This is a genomic window from Candidatus Krumholzibacteriota bacterium, from assembly GCA_016931295.1.
GTDB lineage: Bacteria > Krumholzibacteriota > Krumholzibacteriia > Krumholzibacteriales > Krumholzibacteriaceae > JAFGEZ01.
The window spans coordinates 13,726-30,183 of sequence record JAFGEZ010000011.1 but is presented as its reverse complement, the minus strand read 5'-3'; the positions used below and the strand labels follow the sequence as shown (position 1 = coordinate 30,183).

Here is a 16,458-nt window from a genome sequence, read left to right as displayed (position 1 = left end):
CGGGGTTGACTCGTCATCGGGCGATTACGTATGTATAGGGGGCGGTTTTTCAGCGACCGCTCGACGAGTGCGAGATTGCCGGGAGGAACGGGAAACGTCCGCCGGCGAGACCATCACCAACGGAGGGAAGGATGGCCCACAAGATAAACGAGGAGTGCATCTCCTGCGGCGCCTGCGCGACCGAGTGCCCGGTCGAGGCGATCTCCGAGGGCGAGGAACGGTACGAGATCGATCCCGAGCTCTGCACGGACTGCGGAGCCTGCATCGAGGTCTGCCCGGTCGAAGCGATTTCGGGCGAGTGACCGCGCCGGCGGTCACGAACGATCGAGGCCGCGGCGGCCGCCGGGAATCCCCGGCGCCGCCGCGGTTTCCTGTTTGGCCTTCCGGCGGCGGCGCTCGCGCGCCTCGGCGAGGCTCGGCTCGCAGCCGCAGTAGTCCTGGCGGGTGAAACCGAGCTCGCGGCTCTGCTCGACGCTCTTCCTGAACCCGTCCTTCTTCTTGAAATCCTCGGCGAGGAATCCCGTGCCGTGCGCGGCGGCGGCCCGCTCGCCCGCCTCGACGATCCGCGGGTGGATCTTGTGGGGGCTCACCGAGAGCGTGCTCGTGAACAGGGGGAAGCCCAGCCGGGCGGCCTCGCGCGCCGTCGCGTCGAGACGCAGCCCGTAGCAGGCCCAGCAGCGCTCGCTCTTCTCGCCGCGATCGCGGTACGGCCCGGCGGCGGCCTCCCAGCGCTCCGGCTCGTACGGCCCCTCGAGAAAGGGGAAGTTCCCGCGGCGGCACAGCTCGCGCGTCTCGTCTCGCCGCAGCCGGTATTCCCCGGGCGGGAAGACGTTCGGGTTGTAGAACCACGCTGTCGGAGCGTATCGGGCGGCGAGGTGGTCGAGGACGTACGAGGCGCAGGAGGCGCAGCAGACGTGGACGAGGATGCGTTCGGGCGGGGTCATCGCGCCCCTCACTGCGAGGCCGCGCCGGCGGTCCGCTCCTCGAGCGGCGGCCGGTAACCCTCGGTGGGGGAGTCGTGCTCGGGGGTGGCCGCATACATGACGGTCCGCGAATCGCGGATCGGGATCGTGCAGAGCTCGGTGATCCGGCCGTCGCGGAGCTCGGCGAACGCGGGCATCTTCTCCTCGGACACGGGTTTGGCCGGCGGGAGCTTGAGCCGGCGCGGGTTGACGAACCTGTTGCCGATCTTGACGCGGTAGTCGAGATGCGGGCCCGTCGCGTATCCCGTGTGCCCGACGTACCCGATCACCTGTCCCTGGCGCACCTTCACGCCGCCGCGGATGCCGGAGCCGAAGCGGCTCAGGTGCAGGTAGTACGTGATGTAGCCGTTGTTGTGGCGGATCTTCACGTAGTTGCCGTTCGCCCGCGTTCGCGAGGCGGCGAGCACCGTTCCGTCGCCGGTCGTCATCACGGGCGTTCCCTCGGGAGCGGCGTAGTCGATGCCGTAATGTGGCCGGTAGTGGTGGAGCACCGGGTGGAGCCGCCGGGAGCTGAAGTTCGACGAGATCCGCGTGTAGGAGAGGGGGGCGCGCAGCAGCTGCTTGCGCAGGGACCGCCCCGTGTCGTCGAAGTAGTCGGCGAGCCCGTCCTCGTTCTCGAAGAGGAAGGCGTAGTGGCTCGTCCCCTGCGTGTTGAACTCGACGGCGAGGATGCGCCCGATGCGCTGCAGGCCGTCGCTCCGCGTCTTTTCCTCGTAGATGACGCGGAAGTAGTCGTTCTTCCTGATGTCGCTGAAGAAGTCGATGTCCCACGCGAGGATGTCGACGAGCTGGAGCCCGAGCTCGATCGGGAGCCCCTGCTCCTGGAAAGAGGCGAAGAGGGACTGCGTGATCAGCCCCGAGCAGGTTCTGGTGACGACGTCGAAGGGGTAGCTCCGGCGCTCCGCCTCGTACCCGTCCCCGGTACGGACGAGGGAGACGTACTCCTCCTCGCTGATCGAGAAGAAGACCGAGTCGATCCGGGCCGAATCGGCGTAGACCTCGTATCGCTGGCCGGGGTAGATCCGGCGGAAGTCGTAGACCTGTTTGGCCGAACGGGCCGCCGCGTAGATCTCCGCCGGCTCGATGCCGCAGGCGCTCACGATGTCGAAGAAGCTGCCGTTGCGGTCGACGCGGCCGGCGAGGGTCGGCACGGGGCACGCCTTCCCGGGGATCGCGGCGTCCACGGACGCCGGCACGGGATCCCCGGCGGGGGCCACGGCAGGCTCCGTGAGGATCCCTGGACGGTCGATCGCCAGCCCGATCGCGATCGCGGCGAGGGCGGCGGCGAGGAGGAACACCTGTATGTGTCTGTCGTGTCTCATAACGGATATCGAATCTGCCGAAAGATATCCGAGTCGCCTCGGCAACGTCAAGGAAAACCGTACCATGTGATAGCAAGAAACGGGCCGTCGCGGCGACCGTTCGTCGAAGCCGCCGCGTGTTGAAAAATGAGCCCGGATGGGGTACGCTGAACCGGTTCCCCGACACGGCGGGGCGCCGCGGGACGTGCGGCGGAGGAGCGATCATGACGCGACGCGGGGGCGACCTGCGAGTCGAGCTCGAGGAGTTGCGGAGACGGGCGGCGGCCGCCTTCGGCCGGAGGCGTCCGCTCCCGGGGATCGGTCCGCCCCCCGGCGAGGGCGGGGCGGCTGACGCTTCCGGGATCCTGCCGGGCCCCTTTTCCGGGATCAAACCGCCCCCGGAAGAAGGCGGGGCGGCATCCGACGCCGCGCAACCCACGGGCACGCTCGAGGCGCTCGTGCCCGGTGCGGAGGCGCCCGGAGGCGGCTTCTACCGCGTCCGCGAGGACGCGGCGGCGATCTGGCCGTCGGCCGACCGCTTTCTCGCCGAGTATCGCGAGGCCCTCGCCGGCCCCTTCCCCCCGGAAAACCGGGGGCTGGAGGAACTCCGTCTTTTGGCCGAGGCGGAAACGGGCCGGGTCCTCTGGCTCGATCTCGAGACGACGGGGCTCTCGATGGCGCCCCTCTTCCTCGTCGGGCTGATGTACGAGGAGGGAAACCGGCTCGTCGTCGACCAGCTCTTCGCGCGGGACTACGCCGAGGAGGCGGCGGTCCTCCTCTTCGCCGCGGAAACGATGGCCCGCTTCGACACGCTGGTGACCTACAACGGGCTTCGGTTCGACGTGCCCTTTCTCGCCGGGCGCATGGCCTACACGAGCCTGCCCTTCAGGCCGCCGCGGCGGCACGTGGACCTGCTGCGCGTTGCGCGGCGCGCCGTCGGGCGCCGGACGCCGAATCACCGGCTGCAGACGCTCGAGCGGCACCTGCTCGGCATGAAACGGGCGGGGGACGTGCCCGGGCGCGAGATTCCCGGCGTCTACCACGAATTCGTGCGGACGGGGGACGCGGGCGGCATCGCCGGCGTCATCCTCCACAACCGGCTCGATCTCGTCACGATGCTCAAGCTCGTGACGGTCTTTCTCTCCGGCTGTCGCTGACCGGGTTCCCCGGGCGGCGCCGCCGCGACGACCGCGAGGAGACGATGTGGACGTAACCCGCTTCATCGACCGGGTGCGGGTCGACGATTTCTACCGCGACCAGGTGGCCCACACCCACACCATCCCCGTCCGGCGCGCGCGGTACGCCGAGCTGGGCGAGCCGCTGCCCGCGCCGCTGCGGGCGGCCCTCGAAGCGGCGGGGATCGAACGGCTCTACACCCACCAGGTGGAGGCGATCGAGGCCCTGCGGGCGGGAAGGGACACCGTCGTCGTCACCGCCACGGCGAGCGGCAAGACCCTCTGCTACAACGTGCCGGTCCTCGAGCGGCTCCTCGCCGAGCCGGACGCGCGCGCCTTCTACCTCTACCCGACGAAGGCGCTCGCGCAGGACCAGCTCCGCGTGCTGCTCCGCTACCGGGAGGCGGGGCTCGACTTCACGGCGGGCGCCTACGACGGCGATACTCCCCGCGCCACGCGCCGCACGCTCCGCGACGAGGCGAGGATCATCCTCACGAATCCCGACATGCTCCACTCGGGGATCCTCCCGAACCACGCGAAGTGGGCGCCCTTCTTCTCGCGCCTCCGCTTCGTCGTCGTCGACGAGATCCACACCTACCGCGGCGTCTTCGGCTCGCACGTGGCGAACGTGCTCGCCCGCCTGCGCCGCGTCTGCGAGCACTACGGCGCCTCGCCGGTCTTCGTGGCCTCCTCGGCGACGATCCGCAATCCCGCCGAGCACGCCGCGCGGCTCCTCGGCCGCGCGGTGACGACGGTGACGCGCGACGGCTCGCCGCGGGGTCGCAAGCGCTTCCTTTTGTGGAACCCGCCGACGATCGACACGGCGGGGATGGAGCGGCGGAGCGCCAACATCGAGGCGGCCGAGCTCGTCTCGCGTCTCGTCCTCGACGACGTCCAGACGATCTGCTTCGTCCGGGCCCGCGTGGTGAGCGAGGTCGTCACCCGCTACGTCCGCGAGATGCTCGGGCGCCGGCGTGCCTCGATGGCCGATCTCGTCCATCCCTACCGGGGGGGCTATCTTCCCGCCGAGCGGCGCGAGATCGAGCGCAGGCTCTTCGATGGCGAGCTGAAGGCGGTCATCTCGACGAACGCCCTCGAGCTGGGGATCGACGTCGGGGCGCTCCACGCCTCGGTGATCGTCGGCTATCCCGGCTCGATCGCCTCGACGTGGCAGCAGGCGGGGCGCGCGGGGCGGGGGAACGAGGAGGCGCTGATCGTCTTCATCCCGCACAACACGCCGCTCGACCAGTACCTCGTGCGACACGCCGACTACTTCTTCGGCCGGTCGCCGGAGAACGCGATCATCGATCCGTCGAACCCGCACCTCCTCATGGGGCATCTGCGCGCCGCCGCGGCCGAGCTTCCCCTCGGGGCGAAGGAGGTCGAGGAGTGGGGAGAGTACGCCCCGGCGATCGCCGGGCTCCTCGAGGAGGAGCGCGAGCTCAACTTCGTCCGGGGGAAGTGGTACTGGCGCGGCCGCGGCTACCCGAGCGCCGATGTCGACCTGCGCAACATCTCGCCCAACATCTACACGATCGTCGACGAATCGTCCGGCAACGTCGTCATCGGCACGATCGACGAGGCGAGCGCCTTCCAGCAGGTCCATCCCCAGGCGATCTACCTGCACGAGGCGGAGACGTACATCGTCAACGACCTCGATACGGAGAAGCGGATCGCCTTCGTCGAGAAGACCAACGTCGACTACTACACGCAGTCGATCACCGAGACGCAGGTCAGGGTCGACCGCGAGGAGAAGAGCGGCGCCTGGCGCGTGGCCGAGACGGGCTTCGGGGACGTCTCGGTGACCGACCTGACCTTCATGTTCCGCAAGATCAAGTTCGGCAGCCGCGATTCGATCGGCTACGGCAAGTGCGACCTTCCCCCGCAGGTGCTCGAGACGGCGGGGATGTGGATCGTTCCGCCCGCCGAGGTCCACGCCCTCGTCAGGGGGCACGGGCGCGTGCCCGGCGAGGGGCTCCTCGGGCTCTCGAACGTCCTCCGCGAGGTCGTTCCCCTCTTCGTGATGTGCGATCCGCTCGACATCGGCACCACGGTGAACTCCCGCTCGACGGGCGGGCCGGCCCTCTATCTCTACGACAAGTATCCCGGCGGCGTCGGCTTCGCGCTCAAGGCGTACGATCTCGTCGAGGAGATCATGGAGGCGGCCCTCGACCTGATCAGGGAGTGCCCCTGCGCGGGGGGCTGCCCCTCCTGCGTCGGCTCGCCGATCCCGCCCTTCTCGCAGCTCGATCCCGACGCGGGCGGGCGGGGGATGATCCCCGACAAGGAAGCGGCCCTCGTCGTGCTCCACGCGCTGCTCGGACTCGATCCCTACGAACCGTCGGCTCCCGGATCGCGCGCGGGGGAGGAGGCGCCGCCGCGCCCGGCCGGAAAGCCGCTCCCCGTCGAGGTGGAGGGAAAGCTCCGCGAGGCGCTCGTGCGGACGCACCGCCGGACCGGCGACCGCGGGCGCGGCGGCGCGCGGCGGCCGGCCGGCCCGGGCGGAACGGAGGACCGATGATCGGGCGTGTTCGCGCACAGCCTCATGGAAGGGGAAGCGGGCAAGGATGACGTGGCTGTTCCAGGTGGCCGCCGTCGCGCGGGCCGAGGCGCGGATCCTGCTCAGGAGCTGGCCGCTGCGGATCTGTGCCGTCCTCGTTCTCCTCGCCTCGATCCTCTTCTTCGATGTCGTGCTGTCGATCCACGCCATGGATTGGTTCATGCGCGCCCGGCGCATCATGCCGCCGAGGATCGACTGGCTGATGAAGGCCGTACCCTCCTCCTTCGCGCTCCTCTCCTTCCTGTTGCCGGGGATCGCCGTGACGGCCGTCGCCGCGCTCGCCGCCGTCGAGGCCTTCGGGCGAGAAGGCCGCGAGGACACGTCGCGGGCCGTGTGGGTGCGTCCCGCCGGCAACACCGCGCATGTCGCGGGGAAGGCGGTCGCCGCCTGCGGGCTCCCGATGGTCCTCGCCTTCCTCGCAGCCCTGCCGGGGCTGGGGCTGAACGTGGCGATCTTCGACGCACCGGTCAGGCCGGGGGCGTATCTCCTGTACGCGCTCGTCGTCACCGTGCCGGGCGTCCTCTTCGTCGCCGGCGCGGCGGCTTTCCTCGTCACCGCCATGCGGAGCCGCCTCGCGGCGCTCGCCGCGCCCCTCCTGCTCGCCGTCATCGCCGTCGTCTTCCGCGACCGTCTCGGGGGCGGGCTTCTCGATCTGCCGGCCCTGCGCCTGCCCCTCCTTCGCTCCGAGATCGTCGGCTTCGTTTCCCCGGACGGCCTCCTCCAGCGGGGGTGGTGGCTCCTCCTCGGTCTCGGCGGTTTCGCCGGCACGGCGGCCGCGCATTCGCGCATCCCCGCCCGCCGTCGCTCGCGCCGACTCGCCGCGGGTGCGGCCGTCGCCCTCGTCGTCCTCGCCGCGCTGCTCGGCGCCCGCTTCGAGACGGCGCGCCGCGGCGGGCCCGCGCTGCGGGACCGGATGCGCGCCCTGAACGATTCGCTGCGGGAGGAGCGGCGCCCCCTCGTCGATGCGTGCGATCTGTACATCCGCCACGAGGGAACCCGCATCGAGGGGGCGGTGACGCTCGTCCTCCGCAATCCGCACGACGAGCCGCTCGCGCGCTGCGTCCTGCGCCTCAATCCCGGCCTCGCCGTCCGCTCGGCGACGATGGGGGGGGCGGCGGCCGCCGTCCGGCGGGATTGCCACATCCTCGCGCTGACGCCATTGGCCCCGCTCGCCCCCGGCGCCCGCGACACCCTCGTCGTCCGGTACGAGGGGGCGATCGAGGAGGCGGCCTGCCATCCCGAATTCGACGAAAAGGGCCGCGGCGAGGCATGCACGGGCGGCGCCGGCGGGCTCTGCGCGATCGGCCGGCGGTTCGCGTGGGTCGGCGGCGGATACGCGCTCCTCACCCCCGGGGCGCTCTGGTATCCGGCGGCCTCCCGCGGGTTCGCCCCGGGCGATCCCGTCGCGCGCGACGCGCAGTTCACCCGCTTTTGCCTCGAGGTGGAAACGGCCCCCGGGCTCGTCGCCGTCTCGCAGGGGCCGCGCGAACGTCTCGCCCCCGGGCGGTTCCGGTTCATGCCGGCCGAACCGCTCTGCGGGCTCACCCTCGTCATCGGCCGCTACGAGTCGCGCGAGATCGTCGTCGACGGCATCGCCTGCGCCGCGCACACGGTCGCGGGGCACGACTGGTTCGCCCCGTACGTCGATGCCCTCGGCGACACCCTCCCGGCGGTCGTCCGCGCGGTCCGCGACCGCCTGACGGCCGGCTGGTGCCTCGACTACCCCTTCTCCCGTCTCGATCTCGTCGAGGTCCCGGTGCAGTTCCGTCCCGTCGCCGGGGGGCTCGCGACGGCGGCCACCCCCTGCCAGCAGCCGGCGATGATCCTTTTGCCCGAGCGCGGCGCGACGGTCGGGATGGCCGAGATGGCGTGGATCAAGCGGATCGTCCGCGGGAGGCAGGAGCCGATGTACTACACGACGAGGCGGGCGCAGCAGGCCTTCCAGGCGATGCTCCTCCTCTCGAACCTGCTCTCGTCCGATCCGGCGACGAGCCCCGTGCAACTCACGTGGACGCGGGCCGGCTTCGTCGATGCGCCGCGCTGGCCCGCCCTCGGCCGGGCGATCGAGAGTTACCTCGTCGGCGACGAGCCCGTATTCTCCCGGCGGAAGTCGGGGCTCGCCTCCTTCGAGGAGGTCAACCTCGCCCTCAGGGAGAAGAGCCTCGCCGGCGTCCTCGCCGACCCGGCGATGCGCCGCGTGGCGCCCGGCGTTCTCGCCTGCAAGGGGGAGCGCCTCGTCGCGGGGATCGAGGCCGAGGCGGGGGAACGGGCCTTCCGCGGATTCCTCGGCGGGTATCTCGCGGATCGCCGGTTCCGGCGCCTCTCCGCCGACACCCTCATCGCCGCGATGCGGGAGGCCCTCGGCATCGATCTCGCCGCGCGACTCGACGACTGGTACCGGGACGCGCGACTGCCGCTCTTCGACGTGTCCGACGAGGAGATGCGCCCGGTCGTCGTCGACGGACGGGCGCGTTTCGCCGTCCGCTTCGTCGCGACCAATCGCGGGGACGCCGGCGGGGTCTTCGAGTACCGCTGCACTGTCTTCAAGGACGGGGCGCGACACGAACTGGACGATACCGGCTGGGCGAACGCCGTCATCGGTCCGCGCGAGACGCGGGAGTTCGGTCTCCTCCTCGACCGCCGCCCCGTCAGGATGCACTTCCGCCTGCCCTGCTGGGCGAACGTCCCCCCCTACGAGTACCTCGCGCTGCGGGAGATCGATGCCGCCGGGGCCCGCGCCCCGTTCGACGGGAGCCGGCCGCTTTCCTTCCGCGAGCCGGCCGGGGAGCCGGGGACGATCGTCGTCGACGATCTCGATCCCGGCTTCGCCGTGCACGAACGGCCGCCCCGGCTCCTCGCCTCCCTCTTCGGCCGCGACGGGACGGGGAGGGAACTGCTCGCGCACTGGCACTGGAACGACCGCCCCGCCCGCTGGACGCGCAGGATCGTCGAGGACGCGATCGGCAGGGACGGCCTGCGCACGATCTGCGTGCGGCGCTCGGGGGAGGGACGCAGCGGCGTCTCCTGGACGGCCGACCTTCCCGGCGACGGATTCTATGACGTCTACGCGCGGATCTTCCTCGTCGCGTTCATCAACATGAACATGTCCCCGAGCGAGCGGGCACCGCTCGTCCACCCGCGTTTCGTCGTCCGCCACGACGGGGGGGAGGCGGCCGTGTCGCCGCCCCTCTCGCGACCGGAGAACCTCGCCGGGGAGTGGGAGCTCTGGGTCCATCTCGGCGCCTGGCGCTTCGCCGCCGGCCCGGCGCGCGTCGAGCTCTCGGACGCGTGCGAGGGTCCGACGGTCGCCGCCGACGCCGTCAAGTGGGTGCGGCGGTGACGGTTATGGACATTTCCACGGCGGAATTGACGTCCGTATCCCCCTGTGCTATAGTGCTCGCGCTCGTTTGCAACGATCGTCTTGTGAATCGGCGTCGGGTCCGCTCCGGTCCAGGCACGCGGACCCGTTTCAACAGGGAGGGACCCCCATGAGGGTGATCCAGAAATACCGGATACACACCGGGACCTTCGCATGGATCCTGCACCGGTTGTCCGGTCTCGGGCTGATCTTCTACCTGCTCCTCCACATCTGGGTGATCAGCCATCTCATCGGCGGTCGCGAGTCGTTCGACGGGATCATGGAGTGGTTCAACAACCCGCTCTTCAAGTTCCTCGAGATCGGCCTCATCGGCGTGATCTTCTACCATCTCTTCAACGGGCTGCGCGTGACTCTCGTCGACATGGGCGTGCTGGTGGAACGGCAGAAGGCGGTCTTCGTCGTCTCGATCGTTCTCTGGCTCGCCTCGTGGGCGGCGGTCGGCGCGGTGATGATGCAGCGATTCGGCCTCGTGGGCGGACACTGACGGAAAGGGGGGCGTGATGAGTTACAGGGAATCGGTCAGATCAGGCGGCGCTCTCCTCTGGTTCTTCCAGCGGGTCACGGGCGTCTACCTCGCCGTCGTCCTCTTTTTGCACGTGATCATGACGCACGTGCTGATCAGGGGGGAGCTCTCGTTCGACCAGGTCGCCGACCGGGTCGCCACTCCGCTCTGGAAGACGGTCGACATATCATTTCTCGTCGTGGCGCTCTTCCATGGCCTCTACGGGCTCTGGATCGTTCTCGACGACTACATTCACCGCGACTGGCTCAGGGTGCTGCTCTACGGCGGGATCGCGATCGCCGCGCTCGTCTTCACGACGCTCGGCATCCTGACGCTCCTGCCCTTCCAAGCCGGAGGTTGATGGCTCATGGCAACGATGGATCCCGAAACCATCCATGACGTCGAGGGCGTGGGCGTCCATTACGTCCATCGCCACGACGTGATCGTCGTCGGGGCCGGTCTTGCCGGCATGCGCGCCGCCGTCGAAGCCTCCGCGGAATTCGACGTCGCGGTCATCAGCAAGGTCTTCCCGACACGCTCCCACAGCGGCGCCGCCCAGGGCGGCATCGCCGCCTCCCTCGCGAACGAGGAAGAGGATCACTGGGAGTGGCACATGTTCGACACGGTGAAGGGGAGCGACTACCTGGGAGACCAGGACGCGATCGAGATCCTCGTCAAGGAGGCCCCGGTCGTCGTGCGCGAGTTCGAGCACATGGGCTCGCCCTTCTCCCGCACACCCGAGGGACGGATCGCCCAGCGGAAGTTCGGCGGGCACACGAAGGATTTCGGCCGCGGCGGCCCCGTCCTTCGCGCCTGCTACGCCGTCGACCGCACCGGCCACGCGCTGCTCCACACGCTCTACGAGCATTGCATGAAGAACGGCGTCCGCTTCTATCCCGAGTTCTACGCCACCGAGCTGATCATCCGCGACGGCGTCTGCCGCGGGATCGTCGCCTGGGACGTGATCAACGGCGGCGTGCACGTCTTCCACGCGAAGGCGGTCATGTTCGGCACGGGCGGCTACGGCAAGGTCTTCAAGATCACCTCGAACGCCCTGGCCAACACGGGCGACGGCCTGAGCCTCGTGCTCCGCGCCGGCCTGCCCCTCGAGGACATGGAGTTCGTGCAGTTCCACCCGACGGGCCTCTACCTGCAGGGCATACTCGTGAGCGAGGCGGCCCGCGGGGAGGGGGGCTACCTGATCAACGACACGGGCGAGCGCTTCATGGAGCGGTACGCCCCCGACAAGCTCGAGCTCGCGCCCCGCGACCTCGTCTCCCGCTCGATCCAGACGGAGATCAACGAGGGGCGCGGGATCGGCGGCGAGGCGTACGTCCACCTCGACCTCACCCATCTCGGGGCCGAGAAGATCATGCGCCAGCTTCCGCAGATCCACGAGCTCGCCTGGAAGTTCCTCCACGTCGACTGCACGAAGGAGCCGATCCCGATCCAGCCGACGGCCCACTACTCGATGGGGGGCATTCCCACCGACAAGGACGCCCGCGTGCTGCTCGACGGCAAGGAGACGCCGGTGACCGGCTTCTTCGCCGGCGGCGAGTGCGCCTGCGTCAGCGTCCACGGTGGAAACCGCCTGGGGACGAACTCCCTGCTCGAGGCCTCCCTCTTCGGGCGCCGCGCCGGCAAGTCGATGGTGCGGTTCCTCCGCGAGACCCGCGAGTTCCCCGAGCTTCCGGCCGACGCGGCCAGGGTCTCCATCGCGGAGATCGACCGCGTCCTCTCCGCCGACGGCGACCAGCGGGTCTCCGACCTGCGCGAGGAGCTGCAGGAGCGCATGACGCGCGACTGCGGGATCTTCCGCAACGCCGAGAAGCTCGAAGCGATGATGGCCGACCTCGTGAGTCTCGAGAAGCGGTTCGCCCGGATACGCATCGACGACCGGAGCCGCCGCTTCAACTACGACCTGCTCGAGGCGATCGAGCTGGGCCACATGCTCGAGTTCTCCGAGCTCATCGTCGCCGGCGCCCTCAAGCGCCAGGAGAGCCGCGGGGCCCACAGCCGCGTCGACTTCCCCAAGCGCGACGACGAGAAGTGGCTCAAACACACCCTCGCCTGGAAGACAGGCGGCGAGGTGCGGTTCGACTACAAGCCCGTCGTCATCACGCGCTTCCAGCCGAAAGAGCGCACGTATTAAAAGGAGGCCCCCGCAATGGCGATGATGACGTTCAAGATTCATCGGTTCAATCCCGACGACGAGCGCCGGGGCCGGTACGTGCAGGAGTACCAGGTCGACGTCCGCAAGGGGATGACGATCCTCGACTGCCTCAACGAGATCAAGTGGAAGCAGGACGGCACCCTGACCTTCCGGCGTTCGTGCCGGAGCGGCATCTGCGGCTCCTGCGCCATGTGGGTCAACGGGATGAACCGGCTCGCCTGCGAGACGCAGGCCGCCACGCTCGGCTCGAACCGGATCGAGATCCGGCCCATGCCCGGCTATCCCGTCGTCAAGGATCTCGCCGTCTCGCTCGATCCGCTCGTTCGCGGGCTCATGGCGGTCAAGCCCTGGCTCATCGCGAACGGCCCGCCGCCCACCGACCAGGAGCGGCTGCAGAGCCCCGAGGAGCGCGAGAAGCTCCTGGGGCTCTACGAGTGCATCCTTTGCGGCGCATGCACGAGCTCCTGTCCCTCCTTCTGGGCGGACGGCGACTACATCGGGCCCCACGCCTTCCTCAAGGCGTACCGTTTCGTGGCGGACAGCCGCGACGACGGCGCGAAGGCCCATCTCGACGCGTGCGACGACAAGCACGGCCTGTGGCGCTGCCACACGATCTTCAACTGTGTCGAGGCGTGTCCGAAGGACCTGAACCCGACGAAGGCGATATCCGAACTCAAGAAGGAGCTCGTCCGCAGGAAGATCGGGTAGGTCGGGCGCGGCGGCCGGCGACAGGTTCCGGACGGCGCCCGCGCCCCGCGCGGCGGGAGGTGCGATGCCGCTCGACAGGTTGAACGCGGAGGGCGCATCGCGCGGCGGCGAATCGGTTCCGACGGCGCTCTCGACGTGGCCGCACGGCCTCGCCGCCAACGAGGCGGCGTGGGCGATCCTCGCCGCCGGCGGGACGGCCCTCGACGCCGTCGAGGCGGGGGCGCGCGTGACGGAGGACGACCCCGGGGTGACGAGCGTCGGCTACGGCGGTTATCCCGATGCGGCCGGGCGCGTCACCCTCGACGCATCGATCATGGGCCCGGACGGCCTGGCCGGCGCGGTCGCCTTCGTCGATGGTTTCCGCCACCCCGTCTCGATCGCGCGCGCGGTGATGGAGCGGACCGACCACGTGATGCTCGCCGGCGCCGGCGCCGAAGCATTCGCCCGCCGGTGCGGTTTCGAAAAGAGCGGACTGCTGACCGACCGGGCCCGGGAGGCGTGGCGGACGTGGAAGCGGGGCGGGGGAAAGACGATCCCGCCCGGCGAAGACCACGACACGATCGGCGTTCTCGCGCTCGACGCGACCGGCGATCTCGCCGGCGCCTGCACGACCAGCGGCGCGGCCTTCAAGCTCCGCGGCCGGGTGGGCGATTCGCCGATCCCCGGCGCGGGGCTTTTCGTCGACAACGAGGTCGGCGCGGCCGCGGCCACCGGCCGGGGCGAGGCGATCATGCGGGTCTGCGGAACGTTTCTCGTGGTCGAGCATATGAGAAGAGGCGGTTCACCCCGCGATGCCTGCGCCGAGGCGCTCGAACGGATCGTGCTGGCGCACGGGGGACGGACGGATTTCCAGGTCGCCTTCGTCGCCCTCGATCGAACGGGCAACGTCGGCGCGTGTTCCCTCCGGGAGGGATTCGAATACGCCATCAGGCGGGACGGCCGGAACGAACTCGTCGCGGCCGACAGCCTGCGTTGAACCGGGTAACGGCGGGCAGAGCCCGACGGGCCGGGGAAAAGAGGACGGAACGATGAACAGACGAGTCATGACGCCCATCCTGCTCGCCGGGGCGCTGGCGATCGCCGCCTGCGCCGGAAACGTCGACGATCCGCGGGTGCTCGTCGACCGGATGATCGGCGCCTACGGGGGCGAGAAGGGGATCGAACGGGTGGAGAACTTCGTGGGGAAGGGTTTCATGCGGTCCCTCTCGAACAAGGCGATCGCGACGAGCCATCCCTTCGATCTTCGCCAGAGCGGTGCAAGAATCAAGACGAAGATGATGCGCGTCGAGCGCGGACGGCTCGTCGATGTCAAGATCATCTCGAGCGACGGAACGAACTCGTGGCAGTACGACTGGCTGACCGGGCGCAGGGACCTCGCGGGCTGGGAGACGGAAATCACGGCCTGGCGGTTCCCCCGCGTGCTCCGGTGGGCGCACGAGCATGTCGCCTCGGCGTCTGTCGTGCCCGACGACATCGAGTACGGCGTCGCCCTCGTCGCCTTCGAGGCGGGAGAGGACCTCGTCACGCTCAAGATCGACGAGGAGAGCTGGCTTTTGCGCGAGGTGGTCATCACGAGCCTCACCGACACCTCCTTCGTCTTCTCGGAACAATACGGCGACTATCGCGTCGTCGACGGCACGCCCTTTCCGAACCGGTTCACCGGCACCTACATGGGACAGCCGTACTTCGAGTACATGATACCCGTGCTCGAGCTCGGCGTGACCTCGCCCGATTCGCTCTTCGGCGTCCTCCACGCCGACACGGCCGACATCTACCGGCCGACGGCGGCCGGGGACACGACCGCGGCGACCCCGTGACGCGCAGGTTGGCGGCTTCGCCGCCGGCGTTTGGCATATTCCCTGCATGTCTCCAGGGCAAACGGAACAAACCGGCCGCTGGCCGGTTTCGCTGCGCCGGACGGGCCGGCGCGGCGGCGGATGAGTTTTTCCCGGACCACGCACCTGGAGACCGACAGCCATGGGAATGCTCGCTGAACGCGAATTCGGGCGCGGATGCACGCCCGGATCGAGAACCTACGCTCGATCGATAGTCGTTCTCACCGTTGCGGTCTGCATCCTTCTTCTTGCCAACGTCTTCATCCTCGTCGTGATGGACCGCGTCGAGCGCGAGTCCGCCCGCATGACGATCCACGCATCGCGCATCGCCGAGGAGGCGCTCGCCGGTTCGATGGCGAACGCGGCGGCGGGATTGCCGATGGAGATCCGGGTGGGGGGAGAGCGGTACACGAGGCGCGTCGACGTGGTCGGCAGCGGCGAGAACAGGCGCGTGAACGTGTCGGTGGAATGGCGGACGCTCGCCGGCGAGCGCCGCATTCTCGTGCAGCGGCCTCTCGCGGCCGGGCCGGAGGACGCGAGTCCCGTCCCGGCTGCATGCCCCGGATCGCCGGGCGTTCCCGGCGATGCGGCGAACCGGGATCAGAGCAGTTCGCTCACCCTGAAGAGGGAACGCAGCGAATAGCCCGCGTCGGCGATCGCCTCGGTCGCTCCCTCCTCGCGATCGACGACGACCGCGATCCCCGCGATCTCGCCGCCGGCCGCCTTCACTTCCTCCGCCGCCCTGAGCAGCGAACCGCCCGTCGTCACGACGTCCTCGAGTATGACGACCTTCATCCCCGGCTTGAGATTGCCCTCGACGAGCTTTTTCGTGCCGTGCTCTTTCGACGCCTTCCGGATCAGGAGCCCTTCCTTGTCCATGCCCCGTTCGGCCATCACGGAGAGGAGCGCGCCGACGATCGGGTCGGCGCCGATCGTCGGGCCGCCGATCGCGTCGAATTCGAGGTCGCCGATCAGGTCGAGCATCAGCCGCGCGACGAGGTTGAGCCCCTTCGAGTGCAGCGTCGTCATCTTGCCGTTGATGTAGTAGCTGCTCTTCCTGCCCGAGACGAGGGTGAAATCGCCCTTGAGGATCGAGCGGGTCTCGAGGATCTGCTTGAGGGCTTCGCGGTCGTCCATGTTTTTCCCTTCCGGTGGCGTGGGGGATCGCCCGGGCGCGCTAGCCGGTGAAGAGCATCACGCCGAGAGCGATTTGGTAGAAGGCGGTTCGTTCCTCGCCCGTGTAGAACCAGATCGTGTCGCGGTACTCGTCCCCGGACAGAAAGTAGTGGTACTTCGCGTTCAGGTTGACGGCGAGCCAGCGCTCGGTGATGCGGTAGAGGAGCCCGGCGCCGCCGAAGAAGCCGAACTGGTTGTCGGTCACCGTTCCCTCGTAGATGCCGGTGGGGATGACGGCGCTCACCGCGTAGAGCCCTGCGCCACACTCGATCGTCCAGCGCATCCGCCCGCCGAGACCGCCCATGAGGAGGGGGCCCACGGTGACCGAATAGACCTGGAGATCGACGTCGCGGTCGAGGTTGATGAACTGGATGTTCTTCATGCGGTCCTTGGAGTCCCCGAAATCGTGCGAGGAGAGGGAGAAGGAGACGCCGAAGCGCGGCGTGATCCCCTCGATGAAGTGCAGCTCGATCTCCGTCCCGTCGCCGAACGCGTCCTTGAAGGCGCCGGTGGAGAAGACGCCGCCGATGCGCACGCCGAAGAGCTCCCGGCCCTTGATCCCCTGGGAGGCGACCGGGCTGGCGAGGGCGACGAGGAGAAGGACCGCGAGTGCCGTTGTCCGTTTCATGGCATGCAGGATAGCATACGCCCGCGGCGCGGTCATCG

15 protein-coding genes are annotated in these 16,458 nt (G+C 69.4%); 11 read left to right on the top strand and 4 right to left on the bottom strand.

The genetic code is table 11. The annotated features are described in order from the left end of the window. The first annotated feature begins 131 nt into the window (after positions 1-131). Positions 132-302 carry a 4Fe-4S binding protein gene (locus tag JW876_03365; protein MBN1884550.1) on the top strand — a complete coding sequence of 57 codons (171 nt, stop codon included), beginning with the start codon at positions 132-134 and terminating at the stop codon, positions 300-302. Between the two features lie 12 nt (positions 303-314). Here JW876_03365 and JW876_03360 read toward each other — a convergent pair whose 3' ends face one another. Together JW876_03360 and JW876_03355 are read right to left on the bottom strand one after the other, a co-directional pair. Continuing rightward, positions 315-944 carry an epoxyqueuosine reductase QueH gene (locus JW876_03360; GenBank protein ID MBN1884549.1) on the bottom strand — a complete coding sequence of 210 codons (630 nt, stop codon included), beginning with the start codon at positions 942-944 and terminating at the stop codon, positions 315-317. An 8-nt stretch (positions 945-952) separates the two neighbouring features. Beyond that, positions 953-2,305: a peptidoglycan DD-metalloendopeptidase family protein gene (locus JW876_03355; GenBank protein ID MBN1884548.1), complete on the bottom strand. Its 1,353-nt coding sequence runs from the start codon at positions 2,303-2,305 to the stop codon at positions 953-955. A 203-nt stretch (positions 2,306-2,508) separates the two neighbouring features. Here JW876_03355 and JW876_03350 point away from each other — a divergent pair, with 203 nt between their 5' ends. From JW876_03350 to JW876_03305, 10 genes are all read left to right on the top strand, one after another. After that, a complete protein-coding gene (locus JW876_03350) occupies positions 2,509-3,441 on the top strand; it encodes a ribonuclease H-like domain-containing protein (GenBank protein MBN1884547.1) in 933 nt (310 codons plus the stop codon). 46 nt (positions 3,442-3,487) lie between these two features. Continuing rightward, the gene (locus JW876_03345; protein MBN1884546.1) at positions 3,488-5,980 is read left to right on the top strand and encodes a DEAD/DEAH box helicase; all 2,493 of its coding nucleotides are present in this window, start codon (positions 3,488-3,490) and stop codon (positions 5,978-5,980) included. 46 nt (positions 5,981-6,026) lie between these two features. Continuing rightward, positions 6,027-9,359: a hypothetical protein gene (locus tag JW876_03340; GenBank protein MBN1884545.1), complete on the top strand. Its 3,333-nt coding sequence runs from the start codon at positions 6,027-6,029 to the stop codon at positions 9,357-9,359. A gap of 148 nt (positions 9,360-9,507) precedes the next feature. Beyond that, a complete protein-coding gene (sdhC, locus tag JW876_03335) occupies positions 9,508-9,882 on the top strand; it encodes a succinate dehydrogenase, cytochrome b556 subunit (GenBank protein MBN1884544.1) in 375 nt (124 codons plus the stop codon). A 16-nt stretch (positions 9,883-9,898) separates the two neighbouring features. Next, complete coding sequence (gene sdhD, locus JW876_03330; GenBank protein MBN1884543.1) at positions 9,899-10,261, top strand: succinate dehydrogenase, hydrophobic membrane anchor protein; 363 nt, start codon at positions 9,899-9,901, stop codon at positions 10,259-10,261. A 15-nt stretch (positions 10,262-10,276) separates the two neighbouring features. After that, positions 10,277-12,052 (top strand): succinate dehydrogenase flavoprotein subunit, encoded by a 1,776-nt coding sequence (locus JW876_03325; GenBank protein ID MBN1884542.1) that lies wholly within the window; start codon positions 10,277-10,279, stop codon positions 12,050-12,052. 15 nt (positions 12,053-12,067) lie between these two features. Further along, the gene (locus JW876_03320; protein ID MBN1884541.1) at positions 12,068-12,781 is read left to right on the top strand and encodes a succinate dehydrogenase iron-sulfur subunit; all 714 of its coding nucleotides are present in this window, start codon (positions 12,068-12,070) and stop codon (positions 12,779-12,781) included. Between the two features lie 64 nt (positions 12,782-12,845). Then, positions 12,846-13,757, top strand: a complete 912-nt coding sequence (locus JW876_03315; protein ID MBN1884540.1) for a N(4)-(beta-N-acetylglucosaminyl)-L-asparaginase — start codon at positions 12,846-12,848, stop codon at positions 13,755-13,757. A gap of 52 nt (positions 13,758-13,809) precedes the next feature. Then, positions 13,810-14,598 (top strand): hypothetical protein, encoded by a 789-nt coding sequence (locus JW876_03310; protein ID MBN1884539.1) that lies wholly within the window; start codon positions 13,810-13,812, stop codon positions 14,596-14,598. A gap of 160 nt (positions 14,599-14,758) precedes the next feature. Continuing rightward, positions 14,759-15,259, top strand: coding sequence for a hypothetical protein (locus tag JW876_03305; protein ID MBN1884538.1), 501 nt, complete (start codon positions 14,759-14,761; stop codon positions 15,257-15,259). Here JW876_03305 and pyrE read toward each other — a convergent pair. After that, the gene (gene pyrE / locus JW876_03300; GenBank protein ID MBN1884537.1) at positions 15,217-15,753 is read right to left on the bottom strand and encodes an orotate phosphoribosyltransferase; all 537 of its coding nucleotides are present in this window, start codon (positions 15,751-15,753) and stop codon (positions 15,217-15,219) included. The two genes, JW876_03305 and pyrE, sit on opposite strands and share 43 nt — an antisense overlap. Positions 15,754-15,793: 40 nt before the next feature. After that, positions 15,794-16,420, bottom strand: a complete 627-nt coding sequence (locus JW876_03295; protein MBN1884536.1) for an outer membrane beta-barrel protein — start codon at positions 16,418-16,420, stop codon at positions 15,794-15,796. Positions 16,421-16,458: the final 38 nt, after the last annotated feature.

Coding starts and splice junctions, on each gene's coding strand:
- sdhC (MBN1884544.1), top strand. CDS start 9,508: ATGAGGGTGATCCAGAAATACCGGATACACACCGGGACCTTCGCATGG.
- JW876_03295 (MBN1884536.1), bottom strand. CDS start 16,420: ATGAAACGGACAACGGCACTCGCGGTCCTTCTCCTCGTCGCCCTCGCC.
- JW876_03350 (MBN1884547.1), top strand. CDS start 2,509: ATGACGCGACGCGGGGGCGACCTGCGAGTCGAGCTCGAGGAGTTGCGG.
- sdhD (MBN1884543.1), top strand. CDS start 9,899: ATGAGTTACAGGGAATCGGTCAGATCAGGCGGCGCTCTCCTCTGGTTC.
- JW876_03315 (MBN1884540.1), top strand. CDS start 12,846: ATGCCGCTCGACAGGTTGAACGCGGAGGGCGCATCGCGCGGCGGCGAA.
- JW876_03360 (MBN1884549.1), bottom strand. CDS start 944: ATGACCCCGCCCGAACGCATCCTCGTCCACGTCTGCTGCGCCTCCTGC.
- JW876_03340 (MBN1884545.1), top strand. CDS start 6,027: ATGACGTGGCTGTTCCAGGTGGCCGCCGTCGCGCGGGCCGAGGCGCGG.
- JW876_03320 (MBN1884541.1), top strand. CDS start 12,068: ATGGCGATGATGACGTTCAAGATTCATCGGTTCAATCCCGACGACGAG.
- JW876_03305 (MBN1884538.1), top strand. CDS start 14,759: ATGGGAATGCTCGCTGAACGCGAATTCGGGCGCGGATGCACGCCCGGA.
- JW876_03325 (MBN1884542.1), top strand. CDS start 10,277: ATGGATCCCGAAACCATCCATGACGTCGAGGGCGTGGGCGTCCATTAC.
- JW876_03365 (MBN1884550.1), top strand. CDS start 132: ATGGCCCACAAGATAAACGAGGAGTGCATCTCCTGCGGCGCCTGCGCG.
- JW876_03310 (MBN1884539.1), top strand. CDS start 13,810: ATGAACAGACGAGTCATGACGCCCATCCTGCTCGCCGGGGCGCTGGCG.
- JW876_03355 (MBN1884548.1), bottom strand. CDS start 2,305: ATGAGACACGACAGACACATACAGGTGTTCCTCCTCGCCGCCGCCCTC.
- pyrE (MBN1884537.1), bottom strand. CDS start 15,753: ATGGACGACCGCGAAGCCCTCAAGCAGATCCTCGAGACCCGCTCGATC.